Raw genomic sequence first — 15,002 nt, forward strand, 5'->3', positions numbered from 1 at the left:
CGAAACCGCGCCATGCCTGGCCTGTTTGTCAGGCGAGATAGTGTTTTATGTATTTGTTGCTGTAAGCGAGCGTGTCTTCGACCCCGAAACGACTTTGTAATTTTGCGTTGACCCGGGTCAGCGCAACGCCAACGGCGCCGATCGCGCTTTGCGGCAAGGTCCTGATCGCCTGACGCACGGTGTTCACCCGGGTCTTGCGCCAATGCACCGCGAACAGAACGAAATCCGCATGAACCGCAAGCTTTCGCGCCTCGGCGAAAGGCATGACCGGCGCCCCGTCGAGGATGATCATGTCATAACGCTGCTTCAACTCGCCAATCAGCCATGAAAAGCGCTCGTCATCGGTGAAATTATCATCGTCGCGGCCGGCGTCGGTGTTTTTCAGAATGTCCGGTCTGTTCGCGCTCGTGGTGATGATGGCCTCGTCCAGCGTCGCACGGTCTTCAAGAACATCGGAAATTCCGATCTCCGCCGGCTTCCCCGCAAGCCGGGACAAATCGCGCTTCATGCGGTCGCAATCGATAATGATGGTCTTCTCGCCCGCGCGCGCGCTGGCCATGCCGAGCGCCGTCGTGAGCGTCGTCTTGCCTTCATCGGGAACGGCCGAGGTCACATAAACAACATGCGGTCCCGGCCGGCGCAGCCGGAACTGAATGGATGTCATCAGGCTGGAGAGCGATTCCGACAATGGAGAATGCGGATGTTTGGTCACCGTCGCCAAAACGCTCTTCCCATGAGGCGACACGGTTTTATTGATCGGCACGGACCCCATGGCGGAAACGCCGAGTTTTTGCTCAACCTCCGCCGTGGAGGTGAAGCCGCCATAGGTCACTTCCATTAAAAAGGCCGCGACCGCCGCCACCGTTCCACCAAACATGACGCCGAAAATGAGGCTGAGCGGAATGTTCGGCTTGCTCGGGGCGCCGGGCACGCGCGCCGCCGTGATGATGCGCGCATCGGCTTTCTCAACACCCTCGCGCGCCACCGTTTCCTTATAACTGTTGAGGAAACTCTCATACAAAGCCTGCGAGGCGCGCGCGCGCCGCTCAAGATCACCCAGCTCTACAGATGCGGTGTTGTTTTTCGCAAGCTCGCTCTTGAGCTGGTTCAAGCTGGCGGTCAAAGACGTCACCCGCTGGCGCGATACATTATATTTGCCTTCAAGACCGGAGATGACCCGGTTGATCTCGGTCTGGATCTGCTCGTCAATATCGCGCAGCTCCACCTCGCCCTTTTTAAGCTCCGGGTGGTCAGGTCCATAACGCCCGCGCAAATCGGCAACGCGCACGCTTATATTGGCTCTTTGAGCGCGCAAGGACTGCACGACGCCGGAAGCAAGCACGTCGCCGACATCATCGCCCACCGAGCCGACTTCCAGCCGTTGACGCGCCGTCGCGAGCCGCGCCGCATCTTCAGCGGCCACCGCCTTCGCCTGCGCGAGTTGCTGGTTCAACGCCGAAATGTCCTGTTCCGTCAGCGTCGCGCCGGTCGTGCTCAACATGTTGTTCGCGATGCGGAACTCCTGAACCTTCTCCTGGTCGCTCTGCGCCTGCTGGCGCAGCTCTTCGATTTTGACGTTGAGAAAATCGGCGTTGCCGCGGCTTGATTGCTGTTTGCGCGTCAGCTGATCTTGAACATACGCGCTGGCGTAAGCGTCCGCCATCTGCGCCGCGCGATAGGGATTGCTGTGAATATACGTGATATTCAGCGAATAGGTGTTGCTGATGCGCGAGGCGCGCAAGCCGCTGCGAAGATAATCGGCGACAAGCGGACGCGACGCCTCCAGCGCCTCTTCGGTCGGGGTCGCCGGGGGCGCGCTGTCGGCGCCGAAAAGCCGCGCCATCAGGGACGGCTTGGCGCGCCCCGCCATCATCAGCGGGCTGAACTCGGGGTCGTGAACGAGATCGAGCGCATCGACGATGGTCAGCGCCAGCTCGCGTGAGTAAAGAATGCGCAGCTCCGTGCTCAGCTCTGCTTCGCCGCGCAGAATATCGCCGCCCTCTTCAAGAACTTCGGGCGCAATTTCTCCGCGTGTGTTGAGGACGACTTCTGCTGAGGCCGTGTATTGTTTTGGGGTCGTAAAAGTCTTCACCACCGTCAGCGTGAAAATTGTCAGGAAAATCGCAACAGCGAGCCCAAGGCGACGCAAAAAGAGGCTTTTTATGTGGTCGAGATCAATGCGTTCGGCGCCGCTCGCCGCCGCGAAGGCAGACGCCTGCTCGGCGCCCTGCTCAGAACGCCAGGCGCGAGCCTGTTCCGGTGGAATGATTTCAGGCAGGCTCATGGCGCGTTCCTGTCTTCCATACTTTCTCCGTTCGCCTCTTGCAGCTTGCGCCTGACTTTCATGTCCAACCTGTTAGGCAAGGACAGAAAGCCGGAAAGTCAGTGTGAAGCGATCAAAATCCTGTCCGGGCGCAGCCGCCGAAGACAAGGAGCGATCAGCATACGCCCCATTAACGCCGACCGCCAAATGACGATTTAGTTTATATTGACCGCCGAGACGCGCTTCATAACGATTGGCCGTCGCGTCGAGATTTTCAAAATTCTCCCGCGCATAACCGACAGAACCGATCACGATCAGGTTGCGCAACAATTCGTAATCCACGACCGCTGAGGAGCGTGTGAGCGTCACCGCCTCCACTTGCGAAAATGCGCTCGTCAATATGTCCTGACTTGTGTTAACCGATACGCTGATCAGCGCAGTCGGATGCCAGTCAACGGACGCCGAGACGCTTACCCCCTTAAAATCGGCGAATCCGTCATCGGTGAAATTTGTTTTTCTGTAGCCGACGATCAGCCGGCTGTTTAAAAGCTCGGTCAAATTGTAAGCAAAGCCAAGCCCGCCGGAGACGGATCGCGAATCGCGGCTCGGACCCGATTGCTCATTCACAAAATCGCTGCTGGAGACTGTTCCGTTCGCCAAAACGGACAGGCGTTCACTGAGATCGACGCTCGCGGTCGTGGAATTGGATAAGGTATTGCGGTCCCGGAAATCCTGACTGATCACACCCGTTTGCGTTTCCACATCTCCATAATCGACTTTGAAGAAAGAGGTTTCGTTGCGCAGCCCGAAACCGCCAAAATCATGGGCGACACCGGCGGCGAGATTGACGGTCTTGCGTTCAAGCGGCGAGCCGAAGCCGAGATCATTCTCGACGGTGCCCCGCGCCGCCTCCTGATCGCGAATCGCCGCCGTTGCAAAATAATTAGTGGACTGCCGGATGATCCCGCCAATCGCCAGCGACGCTGAATAATTATTACGATTTTGTTCGGAAAAGTCGAAATACCTGTTGGCGTCAGCCTCGAGCGACGCCTGGACAGCAACTTTCGGGCGCACATAGCGAAGGTTCAACTCGCCGGAAACGAAGCCGACGCCGTCGGATTCCACATTCGCGCCAGAGCTTAAGATGTTATCGTCAAACCGAACGCCGCTGTCGATTTTCGGCAGAAGTTTGACGCCGCGGAGATCAAAACCTTTTTGATCGAATTCCGGTTGCGGCCTTTTGCCGGCGACATCAGGCGGCGAGGCGACGAAAATATCCTGCGCCGCCGCGGCTTTTCCGGAAAGGGCAGCCATCACGCCAGCTGTCGCGGTGAAAAAACTGCGATGCCGATACGCCACGTTCATCGCCTCACCCTGTCTCCCTCCGCCACCGCCGTCCGCCGAAAACGGCCTTAATCGCGGATGCAAGGCAACGCCGGCTTAGCCAGCTGTTGTCATATCCGCAGCGACGCGCTTATGATAACAGAATTGGTGCGCTGCACAATGGCATTGCGGCGGCGCACAAAATGCGGAACGGGTTGCAGGGCATGACATCATGAAAACCCCGGCAAATCCCATCGACGCCAGCATGCTCTGGAAATTTTCAAAGCCCGTTCAAAGACTTGTCGGCGGACTGATGTTTATTTCCGCGGGCCTCCTCGTCTTGTCGCAATTCGGGCAATGGTTCGATGCGGCCGATATGATCAACCATTTACTGCCGCCATTGCTGATGCTTTCTGCGGTTCTTGTTGCAATGCAACTTGGCCTCGGAATCCGTTACCGGAAAAGCCTTTTACCGCCGCTGGCGGTCGCCTGTCTGGTGATTGGCGTGGCCGGCCGCATGGTCCTGCCGGAAGTCGCCGCACAACGCCCGGTGGCGCCGGGCGCCTTGGACGAGACGTATCTCTTCGCCATTTTCAATATGAAACAGAAAAACACCACGCCTGAAGACGTCGTCGACTGGCTGTCGCGAAACCTTTTTGACTTTGCTGTTTTGTTGGAAGCGGACGATGCAGTGGTCAAAGCCGTGGACCATGCCTATCCTTATTCAATCAACTGCCTTGCAAATAAGCGGCGCTGCTCCACCGTAATCATCTCTACGCGTAAACCAGTGGAAAGCACCGGTTTTGCAACGCAGGATCCGCAAAATCGCAAATCCCTGTCAGCGGTGAAAACATCATACTGCATCGATGAACAGGAACTGACGATTATTGGCGCGCATCTGTCCCGGCCGTGGCCGCCGCAGCAGCAAAATCGCGATCTGAAAGACCTTGCCGGCCACCTCTCGCGCATGCAGGGCAGGAACATTATTGTCGCCGGAGATTTCAATCTGACGCCGTGGTCTTTTCGCCTCCGAAGTTTTGATCGCGCCGTCGATCTGAAACGCGTGACGCGCTCGCTTTTTTCCTGGCCGGCGGACCGCTTAACGCCCCCTCTCCTGCCGCTCGATCATATTTTCATCAGTCGCAGTCTGCGCGCGGCCCCGCCGCATACAGGCGACGCCAGTGGCTCCGACCATCTGCCCGTCATTCTGCGCTTTTCGCTGACGCCCGGCGGAAACCCGGCGCCGGACAGCCCCTGCAGCCGCTGACCATGGGCGCAGCAGGCAGGACATATTCCCCTGAATTCAAACTGATCTTATGGATTCTCGCCGCTCAGGAGACGCCTCCCCCCGCAAATGCCTTCGATGTTGATTGGCGGGAGTTTTTCAAACTGGCCCAGCGCCATCGCGTCAGCGGCCTTCTCGCCAATCTGCTTTTCGATCGGCGTGATAAGGGGGAGCTGAAAGCGCATATTCCGCCAGAGATTCTGTCAAACTTGGCGGCCGTGCAGCGGCGCTCGCTCGCGAACGAAATGGCGGGCCTCATTGAAGCGAAAAACATCCTGAAGCTGCTCGAAGTTTCCGGCCTTTCACCGGTTCTTCTGAAGGGACTCGCCCTCTCCCATGCCGCCTTCGGGAAAATCGGCTGGCGGAATAATTACGACACCGACATTTTGATCACCCCTGAAGACATCACGACTGCTGACAAGATTTTACGCGAAGCGAATTACACGCGCTTTGAGCCTACGGAAAAAATCCATGACCAGGCCTGGGCGGACTGGCGGCGCCGGCGAAAGGACGCCGCTTACCGTAATGACAAAACCGGGTCGGTTGTCGAACTGCATTGGCGGCTGTTCGATAACCCGGCCATTCTCAGCGGACCTGTTTCTTCTGAACGAACAAGGCTCTTGGGCAATATCGAGTGCCGCACGCTCGAGGCGGGACTGAACTTCGCCTATGTCTGCTGCCATGGCAGCCAGCACGCTTTTTCACGATTGAAGTGGCTTGCCGATGTTTATTTTCTTGCGCGCCGTAAATCGGCGAGCGAACTCGTTGCGCTTTTCCAGACGACTGCAGACCCCTGCGCACGCGCGGCCATGGCGCAAGCGCTCGCACTTTGCGGCAACCTGTTCGGCCTTGCGCTTGACGACGCCGTTATCAACGCCGGCGGATTAAAACGGCGCAATATCCGGATCGCTGTGTGGATGGCGGAAAAAACCCTGACCCGCGGCGGCAGCCGGGAGATCGAAAGCCTCCCCTTCGGCGCGACCCTGAAAACGCTTAGCCACTATCTGATGAGCGTCGATCCGCGTTATCTTGCCCAGGAGGCGTGGTTTGATATGCGTGAAAAGTTTCATGGAAGAACCACAATATAGCGTCGATGAGCAATTTATGCCGCGCTGCAACAGATTTTTTGTTGCGGTTGCGAAAAAGCAGTTGACAATACTGGGCGGAATTCGATTAGGTTAAAAATCGTTAGTACTGTTGTGTTCCACAACGCTACGATTCTCCGTGGAGGGGGCTATGCAGAAGAAATCCTACGAGACGCCTGCGCTTGAAGAAGCCGGCTCGTTCGAAGATGTGACGCTGGCCATTGCCGGCGGCACGATCGCCGATGCTGATTTCCCAGCCGTCATTCTACCGGGCGATCCGATCCCGACTGGCGTGTTCTCGTAACACGACGGCTCTTTGGGATCAGCGCTTTCCGCCGTTGTATGCGTTTTAGCGGAGTCGCGCCATGTATATTGTACCCGATCGCGTAGTTGCGGCGCCGGTTCCGGATGGCGTCGCAATTTTAAATACGCAAACCAACCGTTATTATACGTTGAATTCCGTCGGCGAATTCATCTGGCGCGGCCTTTGCGCCGGACAATCACAAGATGACATTGTCGCTGGTCTTGCCGAGGAATATGACGTTGAACCTGGGCGCGCCGAAACCGACCTGACAGCGCTGGTCACCAATCTCGTCGCCGCAGGCTTGATTACGGAAACTCATGAGCCAGCATAAACTGTCGTCATCAGGCGCGGGATTTCGCTCCCTACGGCTTGTTGTTCTGGCCTGGTTCAGTCTGCTTTTCTTTCGCCTCGCTCTTTCTGTCGCCGGGTACAACGCCGCCAAGCGCTTGCTGAAGGATCAAAAAGCAACCCTGCCGCCCGCCTCGCCGGCCTTCGCGCACCGTACGGCTGTCGCGATCAATCAGGCGGCGCAGTTTATCCCTCACGCAACATGTCTCGTTCGCTCCATGGCGGCGAAATTTCTCCTCGATCGCAAATCATACGGATCTTCCATCTGCGTCGGCGTCGCCAAGGAAACCGGCGCGCCCTTGCAAGCGCATGCGTGGCTGAAAAGCGGCGACCTCATCATTATCGGCAATGAAGAGCGTCAGCTTTCGCGTTATGCGCCGCTTGCCAGAATGCGCTGATCATGGGCGCCCTGGCTGGCATATGTGCTGCGCCTGGCGCCCCCTGGCCTGAGGAACAGCTGGCGAAGTTCGGGCGCGACGCGCTGTCAGCGATTCAACCTTCCGGCGTGAACGCTTCCTCGCATTTGTTCGACAATGGAGTGCTCGCCAGCGTGACCGGATATGCGGGGCTGGACGGGCTTTATCATGACAACAAGGGAAACATCGCCGTTATCGAGGGCCGGCTCGACGACACCGCCATGCTTCAAGAGACCCTGGGTTTTGCGGAACAGATGGGCGATGCGGCGCTCCTGCTCGCCGCCTATGACCGCTGGGGGCTCGACATCGTCGAAAAGCTGAAAGGCAATTTTACATTCGCATTGTGGGACGCGGCGGAAAAACAGCTGCTGATCGCGCGGGATTCGATCGGCTTCGGCCCACTATATTACACAGTTCATGACAAGGCGCTCATCTTCAGCTCGCGAATGGAGCCGCTATTGCAGGCGGCGCCCGCCCTGCGCGCCGGATTGCGTGAAGAAATCCTTGAGGACTACGCCGCAAGCGTCATTGCGCGCGACGAAGATCGCACCCTCTATCAGGGTGTAAGGCGGCTGCTTCCGGCAAGCGCCCTCATATTTAAAAATGGCGCCGTCGAGACAAGAACATACTGGCGCATAGCTCCGGAACAGCTTTCCGGCGATCCATGCGAGGAGTTTCTCGCCCGATTTCAAACCGCCATCAAAAGACGTATGCGCGGGGGCCATCAGGTTGCGTCCTCGCTCAGCGGCGGGCTCGATTCGTCTTCCATCACCTGCCTTCTGCACAAACAGCTTTCGGAAGGGACGGCGCGCCCGCCAATTGCGCTGTCGAGCGTCTTCGATGGAAAAAACGGACCTGACGAGCGGGACTATATGGAGACCGTATGGCGCACGCTCCCCGCAACGTCGGAAACACTGGTTGTCGATTCCAGCAATGTCGCCGCCTTCGCCGGACTGGACAGGCTGGTGAGCGCACACAGCCAACCGCTCTGGATGCCCAATGTAGCCATCGCGATGAATCCGGTGGAAAAATTGCGGGAAGAGACTGAAGCAAATATCCTCTTGCACGGCCATGGCGGCGATGAAGTTGTCTATCACGGCTCGACTTATCTGTATGAACTCGCCGACAACCGGCGCTGGGGCACGCTCTGGCGCGAACTTGAAATGGAATCGCTCGGCCTGAAGCCTTCCGATAAACTTTCTTACTATCTCTGGCTGACGCTCTCGCTTGGCCCCGCCGCCAAAACAGTCTGGCGCCTTCGTCAGGCGGCCGCGCGGCGGTTATCTCGCAACCAGTCTTATGGCTGGCCGCTCGGTTCAGAATTCTGGCCGCGCCACGTACAGGCGAAATACGAAAAAGATCCGATCCTGTTCAAACGCTTTCAACCGCCGCGCCCATCGCCGGAGCTGCGTGACATGCCGCGCTCCCAGCGTGAGCACCTGCAGCTTCTCACCGACCCCCTGCAGGCCTATGGCCGGGAAACGCTGCACCAGCAATATTCGGGCGCCGGCGTCGAAATCCGCTACCCGTTCTGGGACGCCGACCTTGTTCAATTCTGCGTCTCCTTACCGGGATCGGAAAAATGGCGGAACGGGTTGGGCCGTTCGATACTGCGCCGGGCCATGAAAGGCCTCCTGCCGCAGGAAATCGCCATGCGAAAGAATAAATATAATTTCAAAAGCTATCTCGCCCGCAGCATGCGCAATGGCGGCGGCGAAGACGTCATCGCTCACGCCGTTTACGATCAGTCGGAACTGCTCGCGCCTTATTTCGATACGAAAAAGCTGCAGAAAACGTTTGAAGCGTTTCGCGGCGGCGACGATTTGCACGAAGGCGTTGCCCTTTTTGCACTTTGGCGCGCCGTCATACTCGGCGCCTGGCTCCACAAACACCGGGAGGCGTCAGCTCATGTCCACTGATGCAACAGCGCCGCCTCACGCCTATACATGCTTCGGGCAGCATATTCATTCTGACTTTGCGTTTCAGGAGATGGATGAAACGCAGGCGGCGGCTCCCGACATTGTCATTGAGCGCTGCAACAAGCTGCTGCGCGCGCGCGCGCCGCAACAGTTCACGGAGTTTTCGCCCGATTGTCAGTTCTTCGATTTTCCCAATGTCGTTCAGGCGGAAATTACAGGCGCGATGCATCTTCAACTCGCACTTTATCCGGGCGCAGCGGAGGAAATGCTGGGCCTGCCCGTGCTCGGCCCCATTATGGCGACACTCCTTCACTATAAAGGCTATCTTGTCATTCACGGCAGCGGCCTTGTCATGGACGGCAAGCTGAATGTGTTTGTCGGCCATCGCGGCGCCGGAAAGTCCACGACGGCGGCCTCGCTCCTCACCAGCGGCCATCAATTGTTCAGCGACGACCTTATCGTCATCGACCTTGACGATCCAACGGCGCCCATGGCGCTCGCCGGCTATCCGGCGGTAAAACTCGGGCCTGACATCCTGGCGCGCTTTCACCCAAAAAATGCGCGCCTCCTGTCCAATGGCGGCTACGCGTATCCGAAAGAGCGATTGCGCCTGGAACAGGTAACGCCGCCCCAAAGACTGCCCGTCAATGCAATCTATGCGCTCAAAAGATCTGACGCCGCAGCGATTGAACAGCTGGAATTCAATTCTGCGATGGATCAGCTGATGCAAAATTCCTATATGCTGAAATATGGAGACGCGCCCATGGCGGCGGGACGTGGCGCAAAACACTTCCTTCAGGTAACACAACTTGCGACGCGCATCAGTGTAAAAACCCTGATGACGCCGTCGAGCCTCGATGCGCTGCATCAGATCGAACCGCTTTTGTTGAAGGACGGATAAGTGAAAGAAAGCGCCGTTCCTTCCTCGCTCATGCGGCTTGCCGCCCATATCAGCGCCGACCAGAAAGGTGCGTTCTGGCTGGCTGCATTCCTGCTGTTGCTGACCGGCGCGAGCGAAGGTCTTTCCATTGCGCTTCTCATCCCGCTCATCGGCCTCATCAACACCGACGCCAACACGATTGACTTCACTATTCCAGGGACCGGCGCGGCGATTTCCATTGGCCTCGGCGCCTTTTTGATGGTGTTTGTCGCCGTCATAACGCTACGCGCTTTGCTTGTGCACGCATCAGCGCTGGCGAATGCGCGCCTCGTGCAGGATTATGTTAAGAATATTCGGTTGCGGCTCTTCGACGGCGTCGTTCACGCGAAATGGTCTTACCTGTCGGGCGTCAGAAACGCCGATCTCTATCACGCGCTGACAGCGGATATTGATCGCATTCAGACAAGCGTGACTGTGCTGATGGAACTGATAAAATCAGCAATTCTGATTGCAATCTATCTCATTCTGTCACTTCTCATCTCGTGGCGGCTGACTCTGGTGTCAGCCCTGATTGGCGCTATTTTGATTCTTGTCCTGCGCCCGCTCCGGCGGCGCGCCAGCCGTCATGGCGAGATCTATACAAAGTCGCGCCGGGAGCAGTCGCGTATTATTTCCGACTTTCTTGACAGCATGAAAGTGTCAAAAGCCTATTCAGCAGAAGACCGTTTTTCACAGAACCTCGACGCCTCCATGACCGGTCTGCGCGGCGCCGTCATTTCCTTTTTGCGCCTTTCCTCGCGGGTCAATGTGATCATTCAGGTCACATCGGCCTTTGCGCTTTGCGCGATTGTCTATCTGGCGCTGACATCGTTCCAGATGACGGCGGCGGGAACGCTGGCGATCCTTGTTCTCTATTTTCGTTTCGCCCCGAAAGTGCTTCAGCTTCAGGCCCATGCGCAAACCCTCAACAGCAATGTCAGCGCGCTTCAAAATGTCCTCTCCTATACCGACGCCGCCGCGCGGGAGTGCGAGACCTTCGCCGACGCATCGGGGCCGCCGCAACAGATCGCGACCGGAATTACGATCAAGGATGTCAGCTTCAACTATCCGGGCGGAAAACAGGCGGTCCGCAATGTCAGCTTTGAGATTCCGGCACGCCGCATCACTGCGCTCGCCGGCGCGACGGGCAGCGGCAAGAGCACCCTCGCCGACATTTTGATGAGTATGCTGACCGCCGACAAAGGGCGAATTGAGGTTGACGGCGCGCCCCTCGAAAAGATCGATGTCAGAGCCTGGCGCCGGTCAATCGGCTATGTGCCCCAGGACCCCTTTTTACTCCATGCAACAATCCGGGAGAATCTTCTGCTCGCCGCACCGGACGCAAACGAAGACGCAATTTGGGAAGCGCTTCGCGCAGCGCAAGCGGAAACGCTTGTCAAAGACCTCGCCAACGGTCTCGATTCAATTGTCGGAACCCACGGGCAGCGTCTTTCCGGCGGCGAACGCCAGCGTCTTGCCCTCGCGCGCGCGCTGATACGCAAGCCTTCGCTCCTGATTCTCGATGAGGCCACCAGCGCCCTCGACTGGGAGCATGAGAATTTTATCGCAAATTCTCTTGAGGCGCTGAAACAGCAACTGACCATTGTCATGATCGCTCATCGGCAGCGTATGATCGCTTTGGCAGATCATGTCGTCATTCTGGACGATGGCGCCGTCATTGAACAAGGTTCGCCCGGCGCACTGCGCGCCGAATCGGAAAGCTATCTTTCAAGGCTGGAGCGCAGCGCGAACGCCTAGCTTTATCGTGGCGCCGTCAATGCCCGGATCGCAATTGTTTTCGAACTTTGCTGCTTTGCAATAAAAATTTTGTTGCAGTGCGAGATATACGCATCTACAGTGATAACGGTTAGATACAACGGGGGTTGTCATGGCGTTGCAGTCGCGTTCCAACACGAACCTCCAGCCGATTTCATTTTACGAATCGGCGCCCGGATCGAATATCGCCACGCTTCATCCGCTGCCGAAATCGGAACGCGAGGCGCGCGTTCCGCCCATGCAACGGACAGCCTCAAAACCAGTCGGCGGTGTTTTCAAACGCATGCTGGATATTACAGGCGCCGCAGGCGCGCTGGTGTTTTTCTCTCCTTTGATGCTCATTATCTCTGCGATCCTCAGCCTTGAAGGCGGTCCCGTCTTTTTCGCCCATAAACGCATTGGCTTTGGCGGCAAGATGTTCGGTTGCCTGAAATTCCGTTCCATGGTTGTCGACGCTGAAACCAAGCTCGAAGCCTATCTTGCATCAAATCCGCAAGCTCGTGAGCAATGGGAACGTGAACGCAAGCTCGACAATGATCCCCGCATCACGCGCATCGGCAAGATATTGCGCGTCACCAGCCTTGATGAACTGCCGCAGTTCATCAACGTGCTGAAAGGCGAGATGAGCCTTGTGGGACCGCGCCCGATCACGCGCGACGAGGCCGGTTATTATGGCGACAAGTTCACACATTACCTGTCTTGCCGTCCGGGCATCACCGGCGCATGGCAGGTTAGCGGGCGCAGCGACACCTCATATGATCAGCGTGTCGCGCTCGACGCATCCTACGCCGCGCGTCATTCCCTGGTCACGGATATCGATATTCTTTTCCGGACGGCGAAAGTCGTGCTGGAACGTTCCGGCGCGAAATAAACGAGCGCGCCGGCCGGCGGAATCATCAAGTCAGTCGAATTTTGATTGTCAGAAAAGAATCCAGCGGCCGACCGCAAAGACCACGCCCCAGCTGAGAACGCCAAGCGCGACAGCCAGCGCAATACGCAGACCGCGAGGCAATTTTTCTTCATCCTGAACGGCGGGCTCGGCCTGGCTTGCGGTCTTGCCAGACAAACTATCGGTCCTGCTGTCGACAGCCTGATCCCCGGCCGCGCCTGTAGGCGCCGACCCAGACAGAGTCTGTACAGTCGTCGTGGACTTCACGGTTTGTCTTTATCCTCCCGTTATTAATGACACTTTTAACACAAATGGTTTGGAAAGTTTATCAAAAATGCCTTGACAAACCATTGAACTATGTTGCGCCGCAAAAAAGTCTTGAGTCTCAGCGCGTTGCAGATCAGCCCTTTTCTTCCCGCCAGCGTGGCGAATGCGTTGATACTACAGGGGCGCCGGCGGGGCGCCCTTGACCGCCGTCAATAACGCCGGATGGAGAAATCATTGAGATCGCGCACACTGGCGAGGTCCGCCGTTCCATAAGGCGAAAAATGCGTTTTCCGGTGGTTGATATTAGGAAGCGCCGCCGCGCAGACGGTCATAGGCGAAGTTGTCGCCGAAACGCTTTTTCAAGATCATCAACGCTTAATGCAGCTTCAGTCTTTCTGGCTAGACAATTGGCCCGCGGATGAATACCGGCTATCTGGGAGCGGGAAAAGCAAGCGGCATGACGATGAAAACCTATAAGCGCGGCGATCCATTAGCGGTTCTCGGCATGTCCGGCGTCGGCAAGACACGGATCGCGTCGATGCTGCGCGGCGATGAACGCTGGTTTCACTATTCCGTCGATTATCGCATCGGCACGCGCTATATGGACGAAGCGATTGAAGACAACTTCAAGCGCGAAGCGATGAAGGCGCCGCTCCTGCGTGAGCTTCTTCTTTCCGATTCCATTTATATTTCCTCCAACATCACCTTCGACAATCTCGAACCCCTGTCGACCTATCTCGGCAAGCCGGGCGACCCGGACAAAGGCGGCATTCCCTTCGATGAATATGTGCGCCGTCAGCGCGAGCATCGCGAAGCGGAAATCCGCGCCATGCTCGACACGCCGCGCTTCATTGAAAAAGCCAGAACGATCTACGGCTATGACAAATTCATCTGCGACACGTCGGGATCAATCTGCGAAGTCGTGGATCCGGAAGACAGAAGCGACCCGGTCCTGAAGGCTGTCAGCGACTGTTGCCTCATCATCTATATCGCTGGCGACGAAGCCCACAAGGACGCGCTTAAGGCGCGCTTCGACCGGGCGCCCAAGCCCATGTATTATAATGAAGATTTTTTACGCCAAGTCTGGGCCGATTACCTTGGGGAAACCGGCGTTTCCGAATCCGACGTCGACCCCGACGCGTTCATCCGCTGGGGCTTTGCGCGCCTCATCGACTGGCGCGCGCCGCGTTACGAAGCGATTGCGAAAAACTGGGGCGTCAAAATTTCCGCCCGAGACGTTGAGAAAGTCCAGAGCCCGGAAGATTTCCTCAACCTTGTGGACAAGGCGGTCAAGGCCAAAAGCTAGCCTTCAACCGTTTCCTCCAATTGATACCGAATCACCGGCGCACGGCCTTCCGCTTTCAACGTCACTGACCGCCCGCTAAAGGGCGGCGACTTGAAATGATAAACCATCTGCGCCGAGATCGTGTGATATTCAATGGATCCGACGCTTTCCAGTGTTGAGTTTACTGTCACATCGCCGCCGAAACGCGAAAGCTGTGACGAGAGCGCCGCTTGCAGATCCGCATCCGTGCGGTCTGGATCGAGATAGACGTCGCGCGCCGCGGTGTTAACGGCGTGCGTGAATGTGTTTCGGACATATAGCGAAAACGCGATGTCCATAAACCAGAACATCAATCCGAAAAACACCGGGGCCATGATAGCGAACTCAACGGCGGAGGCTCCGCTGTTGTCGCGGCCGAAGGAGCGTTTTACAAACCGTCTCATCTGGTCTGCACCGTAATCTGCGTCTCAAGCCCCATATCCGGCAGGAGGAGACCTTCATGACGGCGCTGCGCGACAATAGTCAGATAAGCGGAAGGAATGTCGCCTGAGGACACGCAGAGCTGATCGCAAACGGACGCCGTTCCACCACAATCACAGGCGTAAGAGACATTGATGCAGGAAGCATTCGGCGCACAGATGCCGTCCTCCATGACGGAGCCTGCTTCAGCCTCTCCCAGCGCGGCAAGAGTGGCGGCGAGGATTTCATTTTCATCCGTGACATTGATCATGGAAACCTGGGCGCCGGCCCGCAGCGCCTGATCGAGCTGTAGCCGTTGTGTGCCGGCAAGCCCAAGATCAAAAACTACGAGACCGCCGAGGACAAGGATCGGCGCCAGAAACGCCGTCTCCATCGCCGCCAGGCCGCGAATATCGCTTACCCAGCACCGCAACATTTTCATGAAACGCTTCCCGGTCATGGCC

The 15,002-nt window shown here is 57.3% G+C and carries 16 protein-coding genes; 10 read left to right on the plus strand and 6 right to left on the minus strand.

Going from position 1 to position 15,002, the window contains the following annotated elements; genetic code table 11:
- Positions 1 to 28: 28 nt before the first annotated feature.
- Both ACFC5L_RS15385 and ACFC5L_RS15390 read right to left on the minus strand, forming a co-directional pair.
- Positions 29 to 2,284, minus strand: coding sequence for a GumC family protein (locus tag ACFC5L_RS15385; protein WP_375203497.1), 2,256 nt, complete (start codon positions 2,282 to 2,284; stop codon positions 29 to 31).
- A 72-nt stretch (positions 2,285 to 2,356) separates the two neighbouring features.
- On the minus strand, positions 2,357 to 3,622 hold the full coding sequence (locus ACFC5L_RS15390) for an outer membrane beta-barrel protein (RefSeq protein ID WP_375203496.1): 1,266 nt from the start codon (positions 3,620 to 3,622) through the stop codon (positions 2,357 to 2,359).
- A 196-nt stretch (positions 3,623 to 3,818) separates the two neighbouring features.
- Between ACFC5L_RS15390 and ACFC5L_RS15395 the strand changes: the two genes are divergently transcribed.
- The 9 genes from ACFC5L_RS15395 to ACFC5L_RS15435 all read left to right on the plus strand — a co-directional run bounded on the left by ACFC5L_RS15395 (position 3,819) and on the right by ACFC5L_RS15435 (position 12,509).
- Entirely contained in the window at positions 3,819 to 4,853 is a 1,035-nt protein-coding gene (locus ACFC5L_RS15395; protein WP_375203495.1) for an endonuclease/exonuclease/phosphatase family protein, read from the plus strand.
- Positions 4,854 to 4,855: 2 nt separating this feature from the next.
- The gene (locus ACFC5L_RS15400; protein WP_375203494.1) at positions 4,856 to 5,959 is read left to right on the plus strand and encodes a nucleotidyltransferase family protein; all 1,104 of its coding nucleotides are present in this window, start codon (positions 4,856 to 4,858) and stop codon (positions 5,957 to 5,959) included.
- Between the two features lie 148 nt (positions 5,960 to 6,107).
- Positions 6,108 to 6,260 (plus strand): lasso RiPP family leader peptide-containing protein, encoded by a 153-nt coding sequence (locus tag ACFC5L_RS15405; RefSeq protein ID WP_375203493.1) that lies wholly within the window; start codon positions 6,108 to 6,110, stop codon positions 6,258 to 6,260.
- 61 nt (positions 6,261 to 6,321) lie between these two features.
- On the plus strand, positions 6,322 to 6,591 hold the full coding sequence (locus ACFC5L_RS15410; RefSeq protein WP_375203492.1) for a lasso peptide biosynthesis PqqD family chaperone: 270 nt from the start codon (positions 6,322 to 6,324) through the stop codon (positions 6,589 to 6,591).
- Positions 6,578 to 7,006, plus strand: a complete 429-nt coding sequence (locus ACFC5L_RS15415) for a lasso peptide biosynthesis B2 protein (protein WP_375203491.1) — start codon at positions 6,578 to 6,580, stop codon at positions 7,004 to 7,006. The genes ACFC5L_RS15410 and ACFC5L_RS15415 overlap by 14 nt, the downstream gene beginning before the upstream one ends.
- Before the next feature lie 2 nt (positions 7,007 to 7,008).
- On the plus strand, positions 7,009 to 8,943 hold the full coding sequence (locus ACFC5L_RS15420) for an asparagine synthetase B family protein (protein WP_375203490.1): 1,935 nt from the start codon (positions 7,009 to 7,011) through the stop codon (positions 8,941 to 8,943).
- Positions 8,933 to 9,844, plus strand: coding sequence for a hypothetical protein (locus ACFC5L_RS15425; protein ID WP_375203489.1), 912 nt, complete (start codon positions 8,933 to 8,935; stop codon positions 9,842 to 9,844). The genes ACFC5L_RS15420 and ACFC5L_RS15425 overlap by 11 nt, the downstream gene beginning before the upstream one ends.
- On the plus strand, positions 9,845 to 11,620 hold the full coding sequence (locus ACFC5L_RS15430; RefSeq protein ID WP_375203488.1) for an ABC transporter ATP-binding protein: 1,776 nt from the start codon (positions 9,845 to 9,847) through the stop codon (positions 11,618 to 11,620).
- A gap of 130 nt (positions 11,621 to 11,750) precedes the next feature.
- Positions 11,751 to 12,509: a sugar transferase gene (locus ACFC5L_RS15435; protein ID WP_375203487.1), complete on the plus strand. Its 759-nt coding sequence runs from the start codon at positions 11,751 to 11,753 to the stop codon at positions 12,507 to 12,509.
- Positions 12,510 to 12,557: 48 nt separating this feature from the next.
- Here ACFC5L_RS15435 and ACFC5L_RS15440 read toward each other — a convergent pair whose 3' ends face one another.
- Both ACFC5L_RS15440 and ACFC5L_RS15445 read right to left on the minus strand, forming a co-directional pair.
- Positions 12,558 to 12,704, minus strand: coding sequence for a hypothetical protein (locus ACFC5L_RS15440; RefSeq protein ID WP_375210774.1), 147 nt, complete (start codon positions 12,702 to 12,704; stop codon positions 12,558 to 12,560).
- Between the two features lie 299 nt (positions 12,705 to 13,003).
- Positions 13,004 to 13,126: a hypothetical protein gene (locus tag ACFC5L_RS15445; protein ID WP_375203485.1), complete on the minus strand. Its 123-nt coding sequence runs from the start codon at positions 13,124 to 13,126 to the stop codon at positions 13,004 to 13,006.
- A gap of 125 nt (positions 13,127 to 13,251) precedes the next feature.
- On the opposite strand from ACFC5L_RS15445, the gene ACFC5L_RS15450 reads away from it, so the two are divergent.
- Positions 13,252 to 14,100, plus strand: coding sequence for an ATPase (locus tag ACFC5L_RS15450; protein WP_375203484.1), 849 nt, complete (start codon positions 13,252 to 13,254; stop codon positions 14,098 to 14,100).
- On the opposite strand, the gene ACFC5L_RS15455 is transcribed toward ACFC5L_RS15450, so the two are convergent.
- Both ACFC5L_RS15455 and ACFC5L_RS15460 read right to left on the minus strand, forming a co-directional pair.
- Positions 14,097 to 14,522 (minus strand): TadE/TadG family type IV pilus assembly protein, encoded by a 426-nt coding sequence (locus ACFC5L_RS15455; RefSeq protein WP_375203483.1) that lies wholly within the window; start codon positions 14,520 to 14,522, stop codon positions 14,097 to 14,099. The genes ACFC5L_RS15450 and ACFC5L_RS15455 overlap by 4 nt on opposite strands.
- A complete protein-coding gene (locus ACFC5L_RS15460) occupies positions 14,519 to 14,998 on the minus strand; it encodes a TadE/TadG family type IV pilus assembly protein (RefSeq protein WP_375203482.1) in 480 nt (159 codons plus the stop codon). The genes ACFC5L_RS15455 and ACFC5L_RS15460 overlap by 4 nt, the downstream gene beginning before the upstream one ends.
- Positions 14,999 to 15,002: the final 4 nt, after the last annotated feature.

The organism is Hyphococcus sp., from assembly GCF_041986965.1.
GTDB lineage: Bacteria > Pseudomonadota > Alphaproteobacteria > Caulobacterales > Parvularculaceae > Hyphococcus.

Bases quoted from the DNA above. Each gene is read 5' to 3' on its own strand.
- ACFC5L_RS15405 (WP_375203493.1), top strand. From the start codon at position 6,108: ATGCAGAAGAAATCCTACGAGACGCCTGCGCTTGAAGAAGCCGGCTCG.
- ACFC5L_RS15415 (WP_375203491.1), top strand. From the start codon at position 6,578: ATGAGCCAGCATAAACTGTCGTCATCAGGCGCGGGATTTCGCTCCCTA.
- ACFC5L_RS15395 (WP_375203495.1), top strand. From the start codon at position 3,819: ATGAAAACCCCGGCAAATCCCATCGACGCCAGCATGCTCTGGAAATTT.
- ACFC5L_RS15455 (WP_375203483.1), bottom strand. From the start codon at position 14,522: ATGAGACGGTTTGTAAAACGCTCCTTCGGCCGCGACAACAGCGGAGCC.
- ACFC5L_RS15400 (WP_375203494.1), top strand. From the start codon at position 4,856: ATGGGCGCAGCAGGCAGGACATATTCCCCTGAATTCAAACTGATCTTA.
- ACFC5L_RS15385 (WP_375203497.1), bottom strand. From the start codon at position 2,284: ATGAGCCTGCCTGAAATCATTCCACCGGAACAGGCTCGCGCCTGGCGT.
- ACFC5L_RS15425 (WP_375203489.1), top strand. From the start codon at position 8,933: ATGTCCACTGATGCAACAGCGCCGCCTCACGCCTATACATGCTTCGGG.
- ACFC5L_RS15460 (WP_375203482.1), bottom strand. From the start codon at position 14,998: ATGACCGGGAAGCGTTTCATGAAAATGTTGCGGTGCTGGGTAAGCGAT.
- ACFC5L_RS15435 (WP_375203487.1), top strand. From the start codon at position 11,751: ATGGCGTTGCAGTCGCGTTCCAACACGAACCTCCAGCCGATTTCATTT.
- ACFC5L_RS15445 (WP_375203485.1), bottom strand. From the start codon at position 13,126: ATGACCGTCTGCGCGGCGGCGCTTCCTAATATCAACCACCGGAAAACG.
- ACFC5L_RS15420 (WP_375203490.1), top strand. From the start codon at position 7,009: ATGGGCGCCCTGGCTGGCATATGTGCTGCGCCTGGCGCCCCCTGGCCT.
- ACFC5L_RS15450 (WP_375203484.1), top strand. From the start codon at position 13,252: ATGACGATGAAAACCTATAAGCGCGGCGATCCATTAGCGGTTCTCGGC.
- ACFC5L_RS15410 (WP_375203492.1), top strand. From the start codon at position 6,322: ATGTATATTGTACCCGATCGCGTAGTTGCGGCGCCGGTTCCGGATGGC.